This window comes from Ardenticatenales bacterium (assembly GCA_020634515.1).
Lineage (GTDB): Bacteria > Chloroflexota > Anaerolineae > Promineifilales > Promineifilaceae > JAGVTM01.
This window is the reverse complement of the sequence record JACKBL010000002.1, coordinates 538,104-559,043: the sequence shown is the minus strand read 5'-3', so window position 1 is coordinate 559,043 and position 20,940 is coordinate 538,104. Positions and strand designations below refer to the sequence as shown.

Annotated in this window: 16 protein-coding genes, 1 tRNA gene, 2 pseudogenes and 1 other annotated feature; of the genes and pseudogenes, 11 read left to right on the top strand and 8 right to left on the bottom strand. The window is 58.4% G+C overall.

Translation table 11 applies throughout. The annotated features are described in order from the left end of the window. The first annotated feature begins 182 nt into the window (after positions 1-182). From H6650_06845 to H6650_06825, 5 genes and pseudogenes are all read left to right on the top strand, one after another. Positions 183-1,490: pseudogene (locus H6650_06845) on the top strand (preprotein translocase subunit SecA). A gap of 378 nt (positions 1,491-1,868) precedes the next feature. Then, positions 1,869-2,912 (top strand): annotated as a pseudogene (locus H6650_06840) (hypothetical protein). A gap of 864 nt (positions 2,913-3,776) precedes the next feature. After that, positions 3,777-4,136: an SEC-C domain-containing protein gene (locus H6650_06835; GenBank protein ID MCB8951714.1), complete on the top strand. Its 360-nt coding sequence runs from the start codon at positions 3,777-3,779 to the stop codon at positions 4,134-4,136. A 59-nt stretch (positions 4,137-4,195) separates the two neighbouring features. Continuing rightward, entirely contained in the window at positions 4,196-5,194 is a 999-nt protein-coding gene (locus tag H6650_06830) for a GNAT family N-acetyltransferase (GenBank protein MCB8951713.1), read from the top strand. Between the two features lie 52 nt (positions 5,195-5,246). Next, positions 5,247-6,500, top strand: coding sequence for a glycosyltransferase (locus H6650_06825; GenBank protein ID MCB8951712.1), 1,254 nt, complete (start codon positions 5,247-5,249; stop codon positions 6,498-6,500). A gap of 125 nt (positions 6,501-6,625) precedes the next feature. Here H6650_06825 and serS read toward each other — a convergent pair whose 3' ends face one another. From serS to greA, 3 genes are all read right to left on the bottom strand, one after another. Next, positions 6,626-8,002, bottom strand: a complete 1,377-nt coding sequence (gene serS / locus H6650_06820; protein MCB8951711.1) for a serine--tRNA ligase — start codon at positions 8,000-8,002, stop codon at positions 6,626-6,628. Positions 8,003-8,282: 280 nt separating this feature from the next. After that, positions 8,283-8,532, bottom strand: a binding site (T-box leader). Between the two features lie 64 nt (positions 8,533-8,596). Then, positions 8,597-10,123, bottom strand: a complete 1,527-nt coding sequence (gene lysS / locus H6650_06815; protein ID MCB8951710.1) for a lysine--tRNA ligase — start codon at positions 10,121-10,123, stop codon at positions 8,597-8,599. Between the two features lie 74 nt (positions 10,124-10,197). Then, entirely contained in the window at positions 10,198-10,689 is a 492-nt protein-coding gene (greA, locus tag H6650_06810) for a transcription elongation factor GreA (protein MCB8951709.1), read from the bottom strand. A 531-nt stretch (positions 10,690-11,220) separates the two neighbouring features. Here greA and H6650_06805 point away from each other — a divergent pair. Further along, positions 11,221-11,496 carry a 30S ribosomal protein S20 gene (locus tag H6650_06805; GenBank protein ID MCB8951708.1) on the top strand — a complete coding sequence of 92 codons (276 nt, stop codon included), beginning with the start codon at positions 11,221-11,223 and terminating at the stop codon, positions 11,494-11,496. Positions 11,497-11,631: 135 nt separating this feature from the next. On the opposite strand, the gene H6650_06800 is transcribed toward H6650_06805, so the two are convergent. Next, a complete protein-coding gene (locus H6650_06800; GenBank protein ID MCB8951707.1) occupies positions 11,632-12,342 on the bottom strand; it encodes a response regulator transcription factor in 711 nt (236 codons plus the stop codon). 335 nt (positions 12,343-12,677) lie between these two features. On the opposite strand from H6650_06800, the gene H6650_06795 reads away from it, so the two are divergent. The 3 genes from H6650_06795 to H6650_06785 all read left to right on the top strand — a co-directional run bounded on the left by H6650_06795 (position 12,678) and on the right by H6650_06785 (position 14,680). Beyond that, complete coding sequence (locus H6650_06795; protein ID MCB8951706.1) at positions 12,678-13,961, top strand: O-antigen ligase family protein; 1,284 nt, start codon at positions 12,678-12,680, stop codon at positions 13,959-13,961. 51 nt (positions 13,962-14,012) lie between these two features. After that, positions 14,013-14,083: transfer RNA gene (locus H6650_06790), tRNA-Gly, on the top strand. A 117-nt stretch (positions 14,084-14,200) separates the two neighbouring features. Continuing rightward, the gene (locus H6650_06785) at positions 14,201-14,680 is read left to right on the top strand and encodes a YbaK/EbsC family protein (protein ID MCB8951705.1); all 480 of its coding nucleotides are present in this window, start codon (positions 14,201-14,203) and stop codon (positions 14,678-14,680) included. Here H6650_06785 and H6650_06780 read toward each other — a convergent pair. After that, on the bottom strand, positions 14,677-15,672 hold the full coding sequence (locus H6650_06780; protein ID MCB8951704.1) for a diacylglycerol kinase family lipid kinase: 996 nt from the start codon (positions 15,670-15,672) through the stop codon (positions 14,677-14,679). The two genes, H6650_06785 and H6650_06780, sit on opposite strands and share 4 nt — an antisense overlap. Positions 15,673-15,885: 213 nt before the next feature. Between H6650_06780 and H6650_06775 the strand changes: the two genes are divergently transcribed. Beyond that, positions 15,886-16,758 carry an ABC transporter ATP-binding protein gene (locus H6650_06775; protein MCB8951703.1) on the top strand — a complete coding sequence of 291 codons (873 nt, stop codon included), beginning with the start codon at positions 15,886-15,888 and terminating at the stop codon, positions 16,756-16,758. Further along, a complete protein-coding gene (locus tag H6650_06770) occupies positions 16,755-17,588 on the top strand; it encodes a hypothetical protein (GenBank protein MCB8951702.1) in 834 nt (277 codons plus the stop codon). Before H6650_06775 ends, H6650_06770 begins: the two co-directional genes overlap by 4 nt. 33 nt (positions 17,589-17,621) lie before the next feature. On the opposite strand, the gene H6650_06765 is transcribed toward H6650_06770, so the two are convergent. Genes H6650_06765 through H6650_06755 form a run of 3 tightly spaced genes read right to left on the bottom strand, consistent with a single transcriptional unit; the run spans position 17,622 to position 20,937 of the window. Next, positions 17,622-18,803 carry a HAMP domain-containing histidine kinase gene (locus tag H6650_06765; protein ID MCB8951701.1) on the bottom strand — a complete coding sequence of 394 codons (1,182 nt, stop codon included), beginning with the start codon at positions 18,801-18,803 and terminating at the stop codon, positions 17,622-17,624. Next, a complete protein-coding gene (locus H6650_06760; protein ID MCB8951700.1) occupies positions 18,800-19,330 on the bottom strand; it encodes a GTP-binding protein in 531 nt (176 codons plus the stop codon). The genes H6650_06765 and H6650_06760 overlap by 4 nt, the downstream gene beginning before the upstream one ends. 8 nt (positions 19,331-19,338) lie before the next feature. Beyond that, a complete protein-coding gene (locus H6650_06755) occupies positions 19,339-20,937 on the bottom strand; it encodes a hypothetical protein (GenBank protein ID MCB8951699.1) in 1,599 nt (532 codons plus the stop codon). Positions 20,938-20,940 lie beyond the last annotated feature (3 nt).

Here is a 20,940-nt window from a genome sequence, read left to right as displayed (position 1 = left end):
CTTCCAGGAGGCTCATAGCTCCCTGGAAGGTCATCTTCCGGGAAGCTTCGAGCTTCCCAGAAGGTCCCTGACAACGAAAACGTCCGCGTCATTGGTCGTAGATTAAATCCGCCCCGCTGACGTTGCGCCAGAGGCGGAATTTGCGTAAGCTACACACGACAACGGACGTTTTGAGGTGAAATATGTTTAAGAAACTTGTCAGCAAAATCGTCGGCGACCCCAACAAACGCCTTATCAACGGCATGATGCCCATGACGGAGGCCGTGGAGACCTTCGAACAAACCTTTCTCAACCAAAGCGACGACGAACTACGGCAGCAAACCGCTCGCTTTAAGGAACGGCTGGCCGCCGGTGAGGAGCTGGACGACATCCTGGCGGAAGCATTCGCGCTGGTCCGCGTGGCTTCGATCCGCACGACGGGGATGCGCCACTACGATGTGCAGGTCATTGGCGGCTATCTGCTGCACCAGGGACAGGTCGTGGAAATGCGTACGGGTGAAGGTAAAACGCTCGTCGCCACGCTTCCCCTCTACCTGAACGCCCTCAGCGGCAAAGGCGTCCATCTCGTCACGGTCAACGAATACCTGGCCCGCCGCGACGGCGGCTGGATGGGCAAAATCCTCCATCTGCTCGGCCTGAGCGTGGGGTGCATCGGCCCGCAGAATTTCTCCGCGCTGTACGATCCTGAATACGTGACGCCGGGCACGCAGTTGGAAGACGAGCGCCTGGTACACTGGCGGCCCTGTACCCGCACCGAAGCCTACCAGGCAGACGTGACCTACGGCATCAGCAGTGAGTTCGGTTTCGACTACCTGCGCGACAACCTGGTCTCCGATCCAAAGGACCTGGTACAACGTGAACTGCATTACGCCGTCATTGACGAAGTAGACAACATCCTCATTGACGAGGCGCGCACCCCCCTGATCATCTCCGGTCCGGCCAGCACCAGTGGGCAGGAATACGTGCGCTTTGCGCAATATGCGCGCGGGCTGCGCCGCAATACGGCGGAGGAAGGGGAAGAGCCAACCGGCGATTATGATATTGACGAAAAGAGCAAGAGCATCACGCTGACGGAGTTGGGTATTGCCCGCCTGGAAAGCCGTATCCCGGAAATTGACGTTGATGCCGGCGACAGTCTCTATGATCCGCGCTTCTACCAGTTGACGTATTACGCGGATAATGCCCTGAAGGCGGAGTATCTGTTCCACCGGGATCACGAGTATGTGGTGCAAAACGGCGAAGTGATTATCGTTGACGATTTCACAGGCCGCCTCATGCCCGGACGCCGTTATTCGGATGGTCTGCACGAGGCGATTGAGGCGAAGGAAGGGGTGCAGGTGCGGCGGGAAAACGTGACGATTGCCACGATCACGCTGCAGAATTACTTCCGTTTGTATGACAAACTTGCCGGCATGACCGGGACCGCCGTCACCGATGCGGAAGAATTCGGCGAAATCTACGATCTGGAAGTCACCGCCCTTCCCACCAACGTGCAGTACATTGTAGACACCAATGCCATGGGACTGGTCGAACGCAAACGCAAGGCGGAGAACGTCGATGAGGTTTACTACACGAAACCAGAAAGCGCCGACACCCCCATCTTCTTCAAACGCACCGACTTCCCCGACCAGGTCTACGGCACGGTAGACGCCAAAGATAACGCCATCATCACCGAAATCAAGCATTATTACGAGATGGGGCGCCCCATTCTTGTCGGCACGACTTCCGTGGAACATTCGGAAGTCATCGACCGCTACTTGCGCCGTGCCGGCATTCCCCATAACGTCCTCAACGCCAAGCGCAACCAGTCGGAGGCCCTTGTCGTGGCTCAGGCGGGTCGCAAAGGGGCCGTGACCATTTCCACGAACATGGCCGGTCGTGGTACGGACATCTTGCTTGGCGGCAACCCCGAAGGACTGGCCGCGGAAACCCTGGAAGAAGAGTTGTTCGACCGGGCGCTGATGACGCAATTGGCAGTGCGCTGGTTAACGGAGGGGGAAGAATCTGCGCGCGGCTATGCGCAAAAACACCCCAAACTTGATCCCGCGCTCCTCGACGAACTGATCAGAATCAAAGCGGAATTCGACGCCGCCCTCGGCGAAATTGAAGAAGTCCAGGTTGTCGGCTACCTGGCACGCACCCTGCGTGACCAGTACAGCGTCGATTACAACCAGGCACTCAACATTCTCCGCCTTGTGCGTACAAATCAGACGCGCCAGGCGCGCGAATATCTGGATGGCCTCGGTAAAGATGTGTCCATGGTCGAGGACGCCACGCGCCTCACGGAACTGTACACGCGCTACCAGGCCGCCAGCAAAGACCCACAACAGCAGGCCCAATTCCTGGCCGAACAGGCTTTCGAGGAGCATTATAACGGACGTGCCGCGTTGATACGCACCGTCCTCAGCGACGATCTGACCTATGCGCGGCAGCTGGTCCAACAAGTAGTCGGGTTGACTCCGGACCTGATCGACCGTGTGCTGCAAGTGAAGGGGCGGGCGGAAAAGGAGCGCGAAGAAGTGTGGCAACTTGGCGGCCTGCACGTGATTGGCTCCGAACGGCATGAATCCCGCCGCATTGATAACCAGCTTCGCGGGCGCGCGGCGCGCCAGGGCGACCCGGGCAGTTCCCGCTTCTTCCTCTCTCTGGAAGACGACCTGATGAAGCGGTTTGGCGGCGAACGCCTGAAGAATTTCATGTCACGTACGAACATCCCCGAAGACGTGCCCATTGAAAGCGGTATGCTTGATCGTCTGATCGAAAGCTCGCAGGAGCGCATCGAAGGGTATAACTTCGACATTCGCAAGAACGTGGTCGAATACGACGACGTGATGAATAAGCAACGCCAGGCTATCTACAACGAACGGCGTGAGATTCTGATGGGCGAGGCGCATGATTTGGGAGAGAAGGTGGACAGCGCCTTTGCCGGCAAAATGGCCGAACTCGCCGCCAATTATCTGGATGATTATGTTGGCTTCGTCCGTGGCGAAGTGGACCGCGCGATTGTCGATTACACCACCGAGGCCACGGACTCCACCAACATCAACGGCGTGATCATGCGTCTACGTGGTCTGTTGCCCCAGGTCATTGACCTGGATCGTGAGGAACTGGCGCGGCTGCGGACGACGCGGCTGGCGGAACGTATCACGATATTGGCGGAAGAAAACATCCGCGAAGGGACCAACCTGCTGCAATTCTTACAGGCGATTGGTCGCTTCATTCCGCTGGTTCCGCCCGTGCCCAACGTGGGCGGTGTGCTGGCGACGCGCCGTTCGGGGCATCTGGAAGCGCGGGAGCGGATGCGCGTCGATTTCCTGGCGCAGGTGAACGCATTGTTTGACGAATTCCTGGCGGAACAGACGGAGGCGGTGGATCGTGCCGGCATTTGGCATCGCGCCGAGGAAAAAATCAATCACGCCTTCGCCCAGTTCAAAGTCGAAGGTGTCACCGCCGAACTCCTGCGTGGCCAGCAAGAACGCTTCCGCGACCAGATCAACACCGCCCTGCGCGAACTGCTCATGGAAAGCGTCTCCGCTCTGGACAGCGAACAGATGGTCGTCGCCCTCACCAGCTATGTGGCCCTGCAACGCGATAAATGGAAGCAGATTATCGGCGCGCAGGAATACGACAACTACCAGCGCCTGCTCCTCCTCAGCGCCATCGACCGCGAATGGCGCGACTACCTCACGGCCATGGACGACCTGCGCCGCGAAATCGGTCTGGAAGCCATTGCCCAGCGCGACCCCAAAGTCGAATACAAGCGCCGCTCCTACCAGATGTTCGCCGATATGCGCAACAACATCGACACGGGTGTCGCCGAACGCTTCTTCCGCGAAATCTCCGCGCATCAGGAATTTATCCGCCAGCAACAAGCCGCCGCCGCCGCCAAAATGCAGCTCAATCAATCGGGCTACGAAGTGGTACAGCGCGGCAAGGGGCGCGGCGTCGAACTACGACGCGAAATGCCCAAAGTAGGACGCAACGATCCCTGCCCGTGCGGCAGTGGCAAGAAATACAAGAACTGTCATATGCGCCAGGACATGGCCGCTTCTGCCGGCACAAGTGCCGGCAGCAACGGACAGCAGAACCAGAGCGCCACCGCCGGACAGCGCAAAGCCAAACGTCGCCGCCGTTAGAGAAAATCTACAAAGGGCGACGCATCTTCCATGTGCGTCGCCCTTTCATTTACGGAACCATGTTGAAAACTGAACAATTGCACAATATGCAAGCCTTCACGCAATTGGCGGAGGAATGGGATGCGCTCGTCGGGCAAAGCATGACGGATACACCTTTCCAGACGCTGGCCTACCAACGCGCCTGGTGGCAACACCTCGCCCCCAGCGACCTGCACACGATTGCCGCGCGCGATGAAGAGGGCGCGCTGGCGGGCATTGCCACTTTTTACGTGATAGATGGCGTGGTCCATTTCAACGGCTGCGTAGAAGAGACGGATTACCTGGACCTGATCGCGCCCGCCGCGCGGGCGGAAGCGGTGTGGACGGCGGTGATGGATTGTCTGATGAGCGATGATTTTCCGTCCTGGCACACATTGGAGTTGTGTAATGTGCCGGCATCTTCGCCCACCCGCGCCATTCTTCCCCAACTCGCCGCTCGCCACAACCTCGCCTTCTCCACCCACATCCACGAAGTCTGCCCCATCATCCAACTCCCCCCCACCTTCGACGCCTACCTGGACACCCTCGACAAAAAACAACGGCACGAACTGCGCCGCAAACTCCGCCGCGCGGACGGCGCCGAAGTCATCATCCACCACGTCCAGCCCGGCGCGGACATTGCCGCCGAAGTCAACGACTTCCTCGACCTGCTGCAAAAAAGCACCCCCGAAAAACACGCCTGGCTCAACGATGGTCGCCGCGCCGTTTTTCACGAAGTTGCCGCCGCCGCGCTGCAAAACGGCACACTGCAACTCCTCTTCCTGATTATCGAAGGCCAGAAAGCCGCCGCCCTCTTCAATTTCGCCTACAAAGACCGCATCTGGGTCTACAATTCCGGCCTTGATCCCGACAATTTCGCCTGGCTCAGCGCCGGCGTGGTACTGACGGCGCGCGCCATCGAAATGAGCATTGCCGATGGCTTCGCCATCTTCGACTTCCTGCGCGGCGATGAAGCGTATAAATACCGCTTTGGCGCCAAAGACACGGAAATCCACCGCCTGGTGCTGCAAAAGGAGTAAGATGACCGACCAGCCTGCCGCGCCGCCTCCCCCCGCTCCCCGCCGCGTCGCCATGCTCAGCGTCCATACCTGCCCCCTGGCAACCCTGGGCGGCAAAAAAACAGGCGGCATGAATGTCTACGTGCGCGATTTCAGCCGCGTATTGGGGCAGCAGGGCATCCTGGTAGACGTGTTCACCCGCTCGCAGGACGACTGCCAGCCGATGATTAAGCATGATCTCGGTTACGGCGCGCGCGTGATCCACATCCCCGCCGGACCGGAAAAACCGATCCCCGTGATTGAGGTGAGCAACTATCTGGATGAATTTGTGGCCGGCGTGGTCGCTTTTGCCGCCGAACAAGGCATCACCTATGATCTCATCCACAGCCACTATTGGCTATCCGGGCTGGTAGCAGACGGATTGCGGCAAGCATGGGGGTGGCACATTCCCATCGTGCAAATGTTCCATACGCTGGGGCATATGAAAAACCGAATTGCCGGCAGCGACAGTGAACGCGCGCCGCAGGCACGAATTGACGGCGAAACACGCATCATCCAGGAGATTGCCGACCGTATCGTTGCGGCGACGCCGGCAGAGGAAGCGCAGCTTTTCTGGCTCTATGACGCGGACAAGAACAAAGTCAGGGTGATTCCGCCGGGCGTGGATTTGCAGCGATTCCGGCTGCTGCCGACAACTCTGGCGAAAGAGCATATCGGGATTCCGCTGGCTGATAAGAATATCATTTTTGCCGGCAGAATCGAACCCCTCAAAGGCATCGACACCCTCCTCTGCGCCATGGCCATGCTGCAACGACACTACCCGCAAGTCGTCCGCAACGTCTGCGTCTCCATCATCGGCGGCGACCCATGGGCAGACACGCCGGACGCGGAAATGGCCCGCCTGCAAGAACTACGTCACAAACTGGGCATCCACGATCTGGTCACTTTCCTCGGCTCCAAAGACCAGGACGAACTTCCCTACTACTACGCCGCCGCCGAAATGGTCGTCATGCCCTCCCACTACGAGAGCTTCGGCATGGTCGCCCTGGAGGCCATGGCCATGGGCACGCCCGTCATCGCCTCCGAAGTCGGTGGGCTGGCCTTCCTCGTCCGCGACGGCGAAACAGGTTTCCACGTCCCCTCCCGCGACCCCGAAGCGCTGGCCGAACGTATCTACACCTTGCTCACAGACACGGAATGCCGTGAGCGTCTGGGCATCCAGGCACACGCCTACGCCCAGCAATACGACTGGGACATCATCGTCGAGCGGATGCTGGCCCTCTATGAAGAACTCTGGTCTGTTCCCGTGGCTCCCCCCCATTATTAAACCCGCAACGAATGAGCGGTCAGTCATTTTGTAGTAACCGCCCAGAATTTTGCTCTTCCCAAGATTGGTTCATTCTGGGAGAATGAACCAATCTAATAACAGGTTTAGCCGTTACCCTTTCTCCGTTAATTGCCGGCAGGCGCGGGAATGATCTCGGCGCCGACGTAGGGACGCAGCGCCTCCGGTATGACTACGCTGCCATCTTCCCGCTGGTTATTCTCCAGAATGGTGATCATGACACGGGGCAGGGCCAGCCCGCTGGCATTCAGCGTGTGCATGAACTGCACACGACCATTGCCCGCCTGACGATAGCGCGCGCCCGCTCGCCGCGCCTGGAAGTCGAGGCAGTTGCTGGCCGAGCTAACTTCCAGCCACTCCTGGCAGCCGGCTGCCCAAATCTCAATGTCATACGTCTTGGTGGAAGCAAAGCCCAGGTCACCCGTTGCCAGTTCCACCACGCGATAACGAAAACCGAGGGCACGACAGATGTCCAGGCCATGTTGCAGCATGTCTTCCAATGCCTCGAAGCTGTCTTCCGGGCGGGTGAACTGATACATTTCCACCTTGTCGAACTGGTGTCCACGCTTGATGCCGCGCACATCTTTGCCGGCACTCATCTTCTCGCGGCGGAAACAAGGCGTGTACGCCACATACTTACACGGCAGGTTCTCTTCACTCAGGATTTCATCCCGATGCAGATTCGTCAGCGCGATCTCCGCCGTGCCCAGCAGCATAAAATCCTCTTCCGCGTCGCGGTAAATGTTGTCATAAAACTTGGGTAGTTGTCCCGCGGCCTCAAACATAGCTGAACGCACAATAAACGGGGGATAGATTTCCGTGTAGCCATGTTGCCGCACATGATAGTCTAGCATGAATTGGATCAGGCCACGCTGCAACCGCGCCCCCCACCCCTTCAGCAAATAAAAGCGGCTGCCGCTGAGACGCACACCACGCTCAAAGTCGATGATGTCCAACTGCGGCCCCAGGTCCCAATGCGGCCGGGGCGTGAAAGCAAAGGCCGGTTCCGCGGCCCCTTGCGGCTCGTGATGCACGTTGTACGACTCGTCCGGGCCAACGGGGACGCTGGCGTGCGGAATATTGGGGACCCACAGCATCTGCTCTCGCAGTTCCCCCTCCACCTGGCGCAGTTCCTCGTCCAGCGCCGCAATCTGGTCGCCGATGCGGCGTGTCTCGTCTTTGGCCTCATCCGCGTTAAATTGCAGGCTGTTGACCTGTGTTTGCAGCATGGTGGCTTGTTCCACATCTTGGGCTGCTTCCGCGCGGCGCAGGTCCGCCTCCATTTTCTTCAGGCTGCCCATCCAGCGACCAATTTGCTTCGAGCTTTCATTGCGCTGCCGGCGCAGTTCTTCCACTTCCTGAATCAGTTTGCGCCGCCGCTCATCATTGCCCAGCAATTCATCAATAGGGGCGTTGTCATTGCGGTCGGCCACGCCTTTTTTCACTTTTTCTGTTTCCTGACGTATCAATTCTATGTCCAGCATCATCTTCTCCTTCCAAAATTACTTATTGGGCGAATTTCCCATTTGGAAAATCAGATTAGGGCGCATCCGTATTGAAGATTGGAAATGACGGATGCGCCGGAAGGGTTCTTGCTTGTCGGATAATCCGAAGTTGATTTTGCACGAACCCTCAAGGAAAGGGTTGTCCGATTTGGAAAATCGGACTACGGATGGTTGTCCGATTTGGAAAATCGGACTACGGGTGAACGAGCCAAGAGACGTTGCGGCGTGTATTGCCCACAAACGTAAAAAGCCCCTTCATCGCCAGGACGAAGGGGCTTCGTGGTGCCACCTGGTTTCACTGTCTCGCCGCCGCTGATGCCGCGAACTCAAACAGTCTCTCAACGCGATAACGGGCGTACCCGACTTGCCTTGCGCGGCACTGTGTCAAACAGTCGCTTTCTCGGCAAGCTACTCAGGAGTGGATTTCCAGTCTATTCATTATCAGCTCACACCAACCGCTGACTCTCTGCAAATGAAAAGGCTGTACTTGTCTCCATCAAGGTATTTGCGCGCAGCGCGCACGCTGCGTTTTTACTTTGATGGTGGGCATTATAGCGACCGTTGCGGCGGATGTCAATCGTCGCGCGGGCGCAAATGAGGAAAGAGCAGGACTTCGCGGATGGTGGTCTTGTCGGTGAACAGCATTGCCAGTCTGTCTACGCCCGTGCCGAAGCCCCCGTTGGGCGGCATGCCGTAGCGCATGGCGCGCAGGTAGTCTTCGTCGATGGGATGAGCTTCTTCGTCGCCGGGGCGATAGAGACGCTGCATGTCCTCGAACCGCTGCCGCTGATCGAGGGGGTCGTTCAGTTCGGTGAAGGCGTTGCCCATTTCCATGCCGGCAATAAAGTACTCAAAACGCTCCACATGCATTGGGTCGCCGGGGATCGCCTTCGCCAGCGGGGAAATATCCCGTGGATATTCGGTGACAAACGTCGGCTGAACCAGTTTGGGTTGGACAAAATCGCCCAGCAAGCCATCGACGAGTTTGCCCCAACTGGCGTCCGGGGGCGCGTGCCCGCCAATCGCCTTTATTGCCGGACCGAGGGCCGCCGCCGTGGGATAAGCCATGTAGTCGATGCCGGCATATTCCCGAATAGCCTCACGCATGGTCACACGCCGCCACGGTCCCCTGAGGTCAATCACCTGCCCCTGGTACATCACTTCCGGTTTGCCCACAATCGCCTCGGCCACATAGGCCAGCATTCGCTCCGTAAAATCCATCACGTCGTGATAATCCCAGTAAGCGGCATAGAACTCAAGCTGCGTGAATTCTGGATTGTGCGTGGCATCCACGCCCTCGTTACGGAAATCACGCCCGATCTCATAAACACGCTCATAACCGCCCACCAGCAACCGCTTCAGGTAGAGTTCAAAGGAAATGCGCAGGTAAAGCTCTTGCTTTAACTGGTTGTGGTAGCTGGTGAAGGGACGCGCCGCCGCGCCGCCATACAGCGGCTGCAATACGGGTGTCTCTACTTCCAGGAAGTCGTTTTCATCGAGGAAGCGGCGCAGAGCTTGAATCAGGCGCGCCCGCGTGCGGAACACATCGCGCGTTTCCGCGTTCACGGCCAGGTCGGCGTAACGCTGGCGGAAACGCTCCTCAACGTCGGCGAAGGCGCTGTAGCGCACGATTTGCCCGTCTACTTCCTGTTCCTTGACAACAGGCAGCGGGCTGATGGCTTTACTCAAGATGGTCCAATCGGTGACGCGCAGACTGACTTCGCCCATGCGCGTGCGGAATAGTTCACCGCTGGCCTGCACGAAGTCGCCCAGGTCAACCAGTTTGCGGAACATGAGGTGGGATTCATCCCCCAGGTCGTTGCGACGCAGGAATAGTTGGATGCGACCTAAACCGTCTTCAATATGGGCAAAGACCGTTCTCCCCATATCACGGCTGCTGATGACGCGGCCGCATAGGGTGGCGGGAAGGGAATCGTTGTCGGCGGCGTTTTCGTTTTCGCGGGCCAGGTATTGGGCGATGGCGGCAGCCGTCGTGTGGGTTCGGGATGCGCGCAGGGGAAAGGGATTAGTGCCGGCATTTCGCCACTCCTCCAACTTCTCCAACCGACGTATCTCCAATGTATTCGGTTCCCAGAGCATAATCTCTCCTCTTTCCAACAAAAAGCCCGTGCGGGGCACGGGCTAGACCTCTCCTACGCAGGTGCAAAACGGCGTCAACCGATTTCCACCACACGGAACTTCATCTGCCCACGCGGCGCGACAATCACGACCTCATCCCCTTTCTTTTTACCTAGCAGGGATTTGCCCAACGGGCTTTCATTGGAAATGCGCCCCGCAGCCGGGTCCGCCTCCGCCGCGCCAACGATCATATACCGCTCAGTTTCCGTCGTCCCCACCTCGACCACAGTCACCCAGTCACCCACGCGCACACTATCGTGAGCCATCTCCATGTGGTCAATGATCTGGTAATTGGAAAGAATCTGCTCCAATTCCAAAATACGACCTTCCAGAAATGACTGCTCATGGCGGGCTGCTTCCAATTCCGCGTTATCCACAAAATCATCATCCTGACCATCCGCAAATGCGCGGCGCAGACGCTCCGCCACGGCCTCGCGCCCTTCAGTGCGCAGCCGATTTAGCTCATCGGTCAGGCGACGCAGCCCGTCAGATGTCAACAGATAGGGTTTAGGTTTTGTTGTTGTCATCTAAATCTCGCTCATAAAAAGGGAAAACCGCTGAAATCAGCGGCAGATGTTGGAATGCTGTCCAATTGGGCAGGAATTATACCAAATTCACTCATCTTGTAAAGGAACGCGCCAATAGGCCGGACAAACCGTGACAAGGATTATGTCAATTAGCCGGGGTGAAAATCTGGCGGGAACGTCGTGCAAATCCTTGCCACTTGGTAACTGCTAAGTAAACGTTCAAAAACAACTTGGTGATTTGCAGAGATTGAACCAATCTCCGCGAGGTTAACTCCGAACGGTTACTAAGGACTGACGATGAAATGAAATAAAGTACGGAATGGCATCGTCAGTTTGAAGGAACGGTAAGGAAACAACTTCGTTGTCTTATCTAATTTCCGTTCGTGACGAATGCGCCCGCCAGATTGGACCAATTTCCAGAGAGCGTTAGTAGTGACAAAGCGCTTTACAATTCCACGGAATATGCTATCATTCATTCGCTCTCACGCCCAAACAGTGACGTGTAAATAAGACTGTTATGGAGAAACCAAGTTGGCAAACATTAAATCCGCAAAAAAACGAATTCGTTCCTCAGAACGCCGTCGCGTCTACAATCGGCATTTTCGCGCTTCCGCCCGCACCTATGTCAAGAAGACACGCCAGTTGATTGCCGAAGGGCGGCTGGATGAAGCGGAACAGATGTCCCGCGCCGCTGCCAGCATGTTAGACAAGGCCGCGCGCAAGGGCGTTATTCACAAAAGCAACGCGGACCGGCGCAAGGGTCGCTTGATGCAGGCTCTGGCAACCGCGCGCAAAGCCGCAAACTAACGTCCGCGACTTCTGTTCCCTCCGAAACGTGAAAAACACCATTCCAGTGAATGGTGTTTTTTGTGTTTCCCGCTTTTACCTGGTTCGTATCACTGCCAGGGGCGGCGAAGGGAGCGTCACCCTCTTCTCGCCCGATCAAGGCATGCCCGTTCGGGAGTCGGATGTCGTCAACAAGACTTGCGGGTTGAACACGTAACCAACGCCGCGAACAGTTGTCAGCAATTGTGGTGCGGCGGGGTCGGTTTCAATTAGCTCCCGCACCCAACGAATATGCACGTCAAGGGTGCGTGTGTCGCCAATATAATCCGTTTTCCACACCGTCGCCATCAACGTGCGGCGGTCCAGAACCTCAGCAGGGTGTCGCAGAAACGCTTCTATTAGGTGAGCAAGTTTGGGCGTCAGTCGCTGTTCTCCCTGCCCGGCAATGTTAATTGACCGTTTATGCCGATAAAGCGTGAAAGGCCCCACGCGAACAATCTCTTCGCGCTGTGGGTCAACGGGTAGCAGCGCCCGAATGCGATTGAGCAGTTTGCGTGACGTGTAGGGCTGTTCCAGATACACGTCCGCCTCGGCGTCCGTGGGTTCCGCTTCCCCATTCAGCCGACAGTGAATGATGGGCACGGTTTCCCATTTGCGGCACAAACGGCGGCAGGTACGCGCACCATTGGAGCGCATGGTGGCAGCGTCATAGATGATGAGATTGGGGGCGTCGTTGGGAAAGACATGCAGTGCCGCCGTGGAAGTGTGGCAGACCGTCACCTGCAAGCCAACTTTGCGCAGGGAAAGGGCCAGAGAATTCTCTCCGGCGCGTCTTCCCTCAATCAATAAGACATGTGCCTGCCGCATTTTTGGTTTTGCCTCACTTCTCGCTGCTGCTACGCGAGTTTGCGATCGCTCTAGGGTCGGTTGTTGGAAGTGTGGTAGACGTGTTTATGCCGGCATTTACCCAAAGGTAAGATCAGGCTCTAGCTCACCCAATTTTTTAACATAGGGTCTACGGTAGGGAAATTATAAGGATAAATGCAGAGCGCGCAAGTAACGTTGGCAACAGGTAACTGCTAAACCAGATTGGACCAATTTTCTCCGGCGAAATTGGTCCAATCTCCAGAGAGCGTTAGTAGTTACGGCAATAGTATGGCGGGAATCCCGCGGCTTGGAAGCCGCGCTTCTAACGGAAGGCAATGATGGTTCGCTTTGCGGTCTGGGTTCATCGTTGGGAAGGGTTGATCATGCTGCCGGTGGTAGTGGCGCTGCTTTTTCCTACACCGGTTAGCAGCCTCGCCCTGGTCGTATTGCCGCTGCTGTTCCTGCTGCGCCGCCTACACCGGCCAGATTTCCTGCCGGCAACGCCCTTTAACCTCACCCTGCTCCTACTCCTGCTCGCCCTTCTCCTCAGTTTTACCGTCACCTTTGACATCACGCTCAGTTTCCCCAAGATCGCCGGTTTACTCGTCGGCATCACGCTATTTTTCGTTGCCGACAGTTATGCCCGTCGCGGACCACGCTATGTTGCCGGCATTGCCGGCATTTTCCTTCTCGCGGGCGGCAGTATGGCTCTGTTCGGGCTGTTTGGCGTGCACTGGACAGGCGTAGCGGCCCCGCTGGACCGCCTGAAAACATGGCTCCCCGGCGGCCTGGAAAATGCCGGCAGTCGCGGCCTCGTCAACCCCAATGAACTGGCGGGTATCCTGGATTGGCTGCTCCCCTTCGCCTTTGGACTATGGATCGGCTTCTGGCACGAGCGACGACGAATACCGTGGCTCATTCTCCTCCTGCCGCTGGCCGCCACCGCCGCCCTCCTCCTCGCCACCCGATCACGCGCCGGTATCCTCAGCGCCGCCCTGGCCCTACTCCTGATATTCACCATCCAATCTCAGGGAATACGGCGTATCCGCGGAAGACGTCGGCTCCTAATGGGCGTTATCCTCACCGGCGCAGCCATTACCCTCATCGTGATCCTGAACGCCACGCTGAAAGGAGCAGCACAGCAAGCGGAAATCTCGCTTTCCTGGGCTGGCCGCATGGAAATCTGGACGCGCGCGATTTACGCGCTGCGGGATTTTCCGCTCACGGGCATCAGCATGAACGGCTTCCGCGTCGTTGTGCACACCCTCTACCCGCTGTTCCTGATCAGCCCGGAAATTGACCTGGGGCACGCCCACAACCAACTTTTGCAGGCGGGCCTGGACCTGGGCTTCATGGGCATGACGGCCTACCTCGCCCTGTGGCTGACCAGCGGCGTGCTGCTCTGGCAGAGTTGGCAACGCGCCCCCGCCACCGCTCTGCCGCTGCGCGCCCTCATCCTGGCCTTGTGCGGCGCGTTGGCCGGGAGTTGGCTTTTCGGCCTCATTGACGCCATTTCCTTGGGGGCCAGGCCGGGTTTTCTCTGGTGGCTGCTGCTGGCACTGGTCGTCGCCGCCCACCGCGAGAGCGCGCGCCACGCCACGGAAACCGGGCCATCATGACTTGACGCACCCCATCACCCCGCATATAATCACGCTGGTCGTCGTCATGACGCGGGTATGGCGTAAAGGTAGCGCAACAGCTTCCCAAGCTGTTGGTACGGGTTCGATTCCCGTTACCCGCTTTAGAGTAGGGCAATGGCATTCATTGCCCTATTTTCTTTTCCGGGAACAGTGCGCCTTTCCATGCGCTTGTGCCCGTCTTCGGGCCATTGCTTCGCGCAACCACCCACAAGCAGCCTATGACCGAGCTTCCCCCTGTTTCCCTCTACCTGACCGAACATGACATAGCCCACCGCCTCTTTCGCCATTCCGGCCCTGTGCATTCATTAGCGCAGGCTGCCGCGGAGCGGGGTCAGCAACCGGACCAGATCGTGCGCAGTATCCTGTTTCGCGTGACGGTGGCGGAGTACGTCATGGTGCTGATTGCCGGGGAGCGGCAGGTTTCCTGGCGGGCGCTGCGGGGTTATCTGGGTCAGTCGCGTCTCTCGATGGCCAGTCAGGAGGAAGTATTGCGGGTGACCGGCTACCAACGGGGCGCGGTTGCGCCGTTTGGTTTGCCCGGACCGCTGCGTATTCTGGTGGACAACAGCGTCTTTGCTTTCGCGGAGGTGTCTATTGGCTCAGGCGTGCGCGGCACGACCGTTATCATCCGATCCGAGGATTTGCGGCGGGCGCTGCCGCAGGCGGAAATGGGCGATTTCGCGGATGGCGAGGCTTAGATGAGCGGTTCTCCCGCGTGCTGAAACAAGCCCAACGGCGCGGTGTCGGGCACGAGCAGGCGCAGAGCGGCCGGCTTAATCTGGCATTGGAAGGGGGATTTGCCGGCAGGGTCGCCATCCGTGTGAAAAGCCAGAACCTGTTCCGTCTCCACCCGCACTTGCTTTCCCGTCAACATCTGAATCGCCGGGTTCAGCAAGTGCTGCCCCGTGCGAATCTGCATCACCATGGACAACATCGTGGTCAATCCCTGGCCGCGAAACAGCCACACCTCAAACTGACCATCATCCAGTTTGCCCCCCGGATTGAGCAGCAGTTCCCCCCCCGCGTAGCGGCGGCAGTTACAAATGGTGGCCATGAGGAAATCGTCCTCGATCGTGCGGTCATCGACCGTCACGCGAATGCGCGTTTGGGTGTAACCGGGCGCGGCCAGCAACGCCTGCCCCACGTAACCAAATGGTCCCAGCCGTTTCACCAGTTTGGAGCGCGGTTCCATGTTATCTACCAGGTAGCTATCCACGCCGACGCTGGCCCAAAGCAGCCAGTGGTGGCCCTGGTCGCACAGCCCTACGTCAATGCGGTGTACGACGCCGGCGGCCAGGCTGGCGGCGGCCTCCAGGAGGTGATTGGGATTGAGAAGCGAGGGGCGGGGCATGTGCAGTTCTTTGGCGAGCGAGTTGCCGGTGCCGGCAGGTAACGGGGCCAGGATTGTTTCGCTATCCACCAGGCCATCAGCCACCTCCCCCAACGTGCCATCGCCGCCTGCGGCAAAAACGAGATGTTCCCCTTGCCGGGCGGCGGCGCGAGCCAGTTGGCGCGCATGTCCCGCGTATTGGGTTGATTGCTCGTTGACACGCCACCCACGCGCCCGCCAGATGCCGGCAGCCTCATGCAACGTTTGCATCAATTCCGATGGACCTGCCAGCGGGTTGTAGATTATCGTCGCCGTACGCGGACGCAGCCGCGCCGGAACGTCCGTGACTGAATCTGACACAGGCGGTTTCCTCTTCCCAAAGAATTCATCTTGGCTCGCGCCCTCTTGCGTACCCGGCAATGGTTGCAAGTATAACCAGGAATGGCGCGACGGGCGAACCGTTGCCAGGGTCGGCGGCTGTGGTAAACTAGCGTGCGCCAGACGGGATGATTATGGTCAAGCAGACAACCTGCCCGGCGCACGGATTTATTACACCACATCGCAGGAAGAATTGTGATTCAATTGCAGCAAGTCACCAAGCGGTACTACATGCTCACGGCACTGAACAGTGTTTCGCTTCAGGTCCGCGCAGGCGAAGTGTTAGGGGTGTTGGGGCCAAATGGCGCAGGCAAGACAACGCTCTTTAAGCTCATTGCCGGCATTTTGCAGCCCGATGCCGGCACGATTGTGGCCGCCAATGGAGTCTGGCCAGGCATGGGCTACAAGCCTGAGCGCCTCCTCTATCCCAACAAGATGCGGGTCACCGAGTATTTGCGCCTGATTGCCGGCCTCTGCAATATCACCGGGGCCGACGCGGAGCGCACAATCAGGCGCAGTCTGGAGCAGGTTAATCTGCTGGGGGCGGCCAACAAGCGCATTAAGGATTGCTCGAAGGGAATGCGCCAGCGTTTGGGCTTGGCGCAGGCGTTAATCGGGGATCCGCCACTCCTGCTGCTGGACGAGCCGTCCAACGGATTAGACCCGGAAGGCCAGGCGGATATTCAGAGGCACATTCGCGCTTTGCGAGATGCCGGCAAAACCATCCTCCTCAGCTCCCATCAACTACACGAAGTCACCGCCGTTTGCAGTCACCTGATCATTCTCAACCAGGGACAGATTCATTACGAAAATAGCATGGAGAACGCCCTGGCCGAGCGTCCCCACGCCACCATTCGCACCACCCAGGACCTGACACCGCTGCATCCGTTGATGCAAAGCCTGCACACAGACATCGAAACGCACCCCATGGAACTGATTTTGAATAACGAAGCCATTCGCCTGCGCCGCCAGGTGATGAGCATACTCCTCAGTGCGGGCTACGACATTGTCCAGGTGGACCAGCGGCGCGTCACGCTGGCGGAAATTTACGCGGAGGCCGTGCAATGATCGGACGCATTCTCACGCTCAGCCGCTATCTACATCGCAGCTTGCTTTTCTCGCTAACCGGACTGATTTTTCTCCTGGTGGCTCTGGCTTACTACATCGTCCTGTTTGCCCCCGGCCAGCGCACGCCGGACGTGGATTACTTCATTCTTGTGCTGGGGGCGTTTGGCGGCGGGTTTACTTTTCTGGTGACGCTGGCCAACGCCACGCGCGCGCATCGCGCGGAGAGCTACACCATGTTCTCTCGCCTGCCCAGCCGGGTGGAGTATCTTACGTCCGTTCTGCTCAGCTCAGTGCTGTTTGCCACGGGCGTGCAGGTGCTGATGGCATTGGTGGTGTGGCAGGTTGGGGGCACGGAGCTGACATGGGGGCGTCTGCTGGATATTCCGCCGCTGTGGCTGGCGCTGAATACGCTAATTGCGGTGCTGGCGCTGCACGCTTCCGATCTGGTATCGGTAGGCTGGTCACGCTCAACGGTTTTTGGCACACTGCTGGTACTTCTTTTTCTGCAAAGTTACAGTGCGGAGTTGACCGACTGGCTAGGAAACCGGTTTGCCGGCATTGCCAACTGGCTCCTGATTCGCGGCAGCTTCAACCTGGTTGATTTCTTCCAGCGCGCGGCCAACTGGTTTCACGGCAGCGGATCGGACGTGATCGACCGCCTCGTCAACATCTTGTTCTGGCCGTTTCGCGCCGTGTTGGAGGCCACTATTGCCGGTTTCTTCCGCGATGCGCAGGCGTTGGCTCCCGCCATTCTGCTGCTCTACGCCACTTTTCTCTTCTACCTCGCCAGCGATTTGCTGGCGGGAAAAGACCTCTATTTGGTGGAATGAGGGGGTTGGGGAGCGGGGAATGCCGGCATTCCCTCACACCCAATCAAATCGCGGCAGCCACACATCAAAGCGCGTCCCCCACCCAGGCTGGCTGATAACCTGCACCCGCCCCTCGTGCGCCTCTACCAGGCTCTTGACAATGTACAGGCCCAACCCCGCCCCCTGAACCTGTCTCTGCCGGGTTTCCTCCGTGCGATAATATTTATCAAATATCCGCCCCGCCTGCTCCGCCGTCACGCCCGGCCCCGTATCCGCGACGGCCAGAACCACCCCATCCCCCTCCTGGCGCGTAGACAGCGTGATCGTATCCCCCGCGCGACAAAACTTAATGGCATTGGATAGCAGATTGTGCATGACTTGCCGCAGCCGCTGCGGGTCAATGTTCACGGAAGACGCCGTTGGCGCCAGATTCAGTCGCAACGATAGCCCTTTCTGGCGCGCATTCAGGGCATAGACGCGCGCGCTTTCTTGCACCAGTTCCTCCAACAGGCAGGGTTCCTGGTTCAAAATGAGATTGCCCTGCTCAATGCGATCCAGATCGAGCAAATCGGCAATCAACTGCACCAGCCAATCAACCTGGTTACTGATAATGCGCAAAAACTCGTGCTGATCATCCGACAAGATCGCCCCCAATTCCATCTCCAGCAGGTCCGCGTACCCCTGTATCACGCTCAACGGCGCACGCAAATCATGCGCCGCCATGGAGAGGAAGAGCGATTTTGTCTGATTTGCCTGTCGCAGTTGGTCATTGGTCCGCGAAAGCGCTTCTCGCAGCAGGCGCAGTTCATTCCGATCCTGCACCATGAGTTGACGCATCTGGTTCAGGGCGGTCGTGTCTTCCACGATTAACAGCAGCCCGGCCCGCGGTTCTGCCGGCATATACGGGAGACATTGAAACGAGAAGTAGAGAAACGAACCATCGGGCAATTCCCAATTAACCTGGTCCAGGGATACTCCCTCGCTCTCTCCACGCAACACATCCTCCAAAACCTCTTCCATGCCGACGAACAAATCAAGAAAGTGGGTCAACGGTTGGCCTGCCGGGTCCATTTCCGGCGCGTGCAACAGGGCAAGAAGGTCGGGCGAAACATAGCGCACGACCAGTTCTCCATCCAACACGGCAAAAGCAGCGTGGTGCATACGCAGCAGCGCGTCCGCGACGCGCCCGGCCAGCGTGGCGGCCTCAATCGGCGAGATTTCCATCTTGCTTGTCATGTAAGCGCGGACTCCATCAACTGTACCAGATTCGTAAAGGCCATTTCCACGCCAAGACCTGTTTTGGCGCTGGTCTTGAGCCAGGGAACAGCCAGTTCACTTCCCATCCGCCGCAAGTCCGATTCGTCAATCGCCTGCTGCGCTTGCAGATCAGCCTTATTCACGGCGACAACAATGGAAACCGATGGCAAACTGGCACGCAAGTAGGCCGTGTAGGTGAATACGGCAGACAGCGTTTGTTGCCGTGTGATGTCGCAGACAACCACCGCTCCTGCCGCACCACGCAGGTAGTTTGTGGCATCACGGTAGGTGTCGCCATCAGCCAGGTCCCAAATAATCAAGTTATAAGGCTGATCGAGCCAGTGCATGTGCTTCCGCGAGATTTTCACGCCAATTGTACTTAAATACCTGTCGTCAAAGCGGCCTTCGACAAATTGCCGCACCATGCTGGTCTTGCCGACGGCATATTCTCCCAACAGGCAGACTTTTCTCTGGATCAAACGCATCTCGATCTGGTGATTTTTCATGATCTTTATTACGGGATCGCGGGAGTTACCACGCCGAACCATTGCGCGGGAACCCATCCCTGCCATTGACGTCCCACGTCCCACCATTCCAGTTGCGCCCAGTTTTCGGTGCGATCCAGAACCGTCACGGGCGTGTTCACGGGAATGGCGCGAAACAAAGGGGCATCCAAACTCGGCTGCGTGCGAGACCAGACATTGCCCGTCGTCACTAAAACAACGGGGGTGTTGGTGGAAGGTGGCCGCGTGGCGGTGGGCCGTCTGGTAGCCGTGGCGGTGGGCGTGGGTGTCGGAGTCGGCGATGGTGTGGGGGTCCAGGTGGGCGTGTTGGTCGCCGTTGGTGTGGTGGTTGTCGTGGCCGTCGCCGTGGGGTTGGGAGAAGGCGTAACCGTGACGGTAGGGGAAGGCATCAGGGTTGGCGTGGGTTGTGGAAAAGCAAACGGCCAGAGTTTGATCGTGAAGTATAGGTAAAAACAGGCTCCGAAGAGGAGGAGGAGGAGGATGACGCCGCCACCAAACAGTGCCAGCCGCTGTTGGCGGCTGAGGGGAGGCGCGCCAACGGTGGTGGCGTCGGGCAGGGTCGTGTGAAAGGTTTCCAGCATGGGCTTTAATGCCGGCATTGTCGCGGGATCACCCATGTACCGACGCAACGCCGCACCATGGCGAACATGCAATTCGGCCACCAGTTCATGCAGGCGCGCGCGAAACCCCTCCGGCTCAACGCCCATCAGCACGGCAGCCACATAAACAGTCGGGCCATCACCAATGATGATTCGTTGATCACCGTATTGCACCTCGTCCAGTTCCTCGTCTTCGTCACCACGACCAAACGAATCCTGCACGAAATCACGTATGGCCGTCAACATGCCACTGATCAGGTCAGCATCGGTGATATCGTCGGCGACGGGCACATGCTGCCCCATCAGCAAACCGGACCCGTGCTGAATGACAAACAGGCCGCGCAGTTGAAAGGGCATCGCTTGACGCAGCGCCAGCACGCCGGGATTCACGCCGCGCAGCCGCGCCCAGGCCAGGCGCAACACCCCCTCCGGGCCAAAGGTGTTGTTCAGGCGCGCATCGAAATTTCGCTGCAGCTCCAGCATGAATTCAGCCAGAGCACGTTGGATAGTGCTGCCGATGACGGGATACAGGGATTCCACCATCTCCTGGCGCGAGTCGCGGATTTGTACACGAATCGCCTCGCCCATGACCGGCCCCAACGCCTCGGCCATTTCATCGCGCCGTTCGTGAATGGCCTGTCCGACCAGTTCGCCCATCAGCGGCTTGATTTGAGCAACGGTTTCTTCCGGGCTGTGGGGAACCAGGCGGGCCAGTTCCTCGAGGGCGGCGCGCAGCGCTGCCAATCGTTGCCGATGCTGGTCGATCTCCGCCTGTTCTCGTTCCAGTTCGGTGGCGATTTTGCCGGCAACTTGCGCCAGTTCCGCCCCCCATTCCACCCGCGCCGCCTCGCCACGCGCTTCGAGTTCCGCCAACAACCGCCGCAGCGAAGCAATCTGCAATCGCTGCTCCGAAAGCAGAATCGACTTGATAATGGCCATTTCGTCATCAGACGGCAATGGCTGATCGCTCTCTGGTGGATCAAACGGCACGGA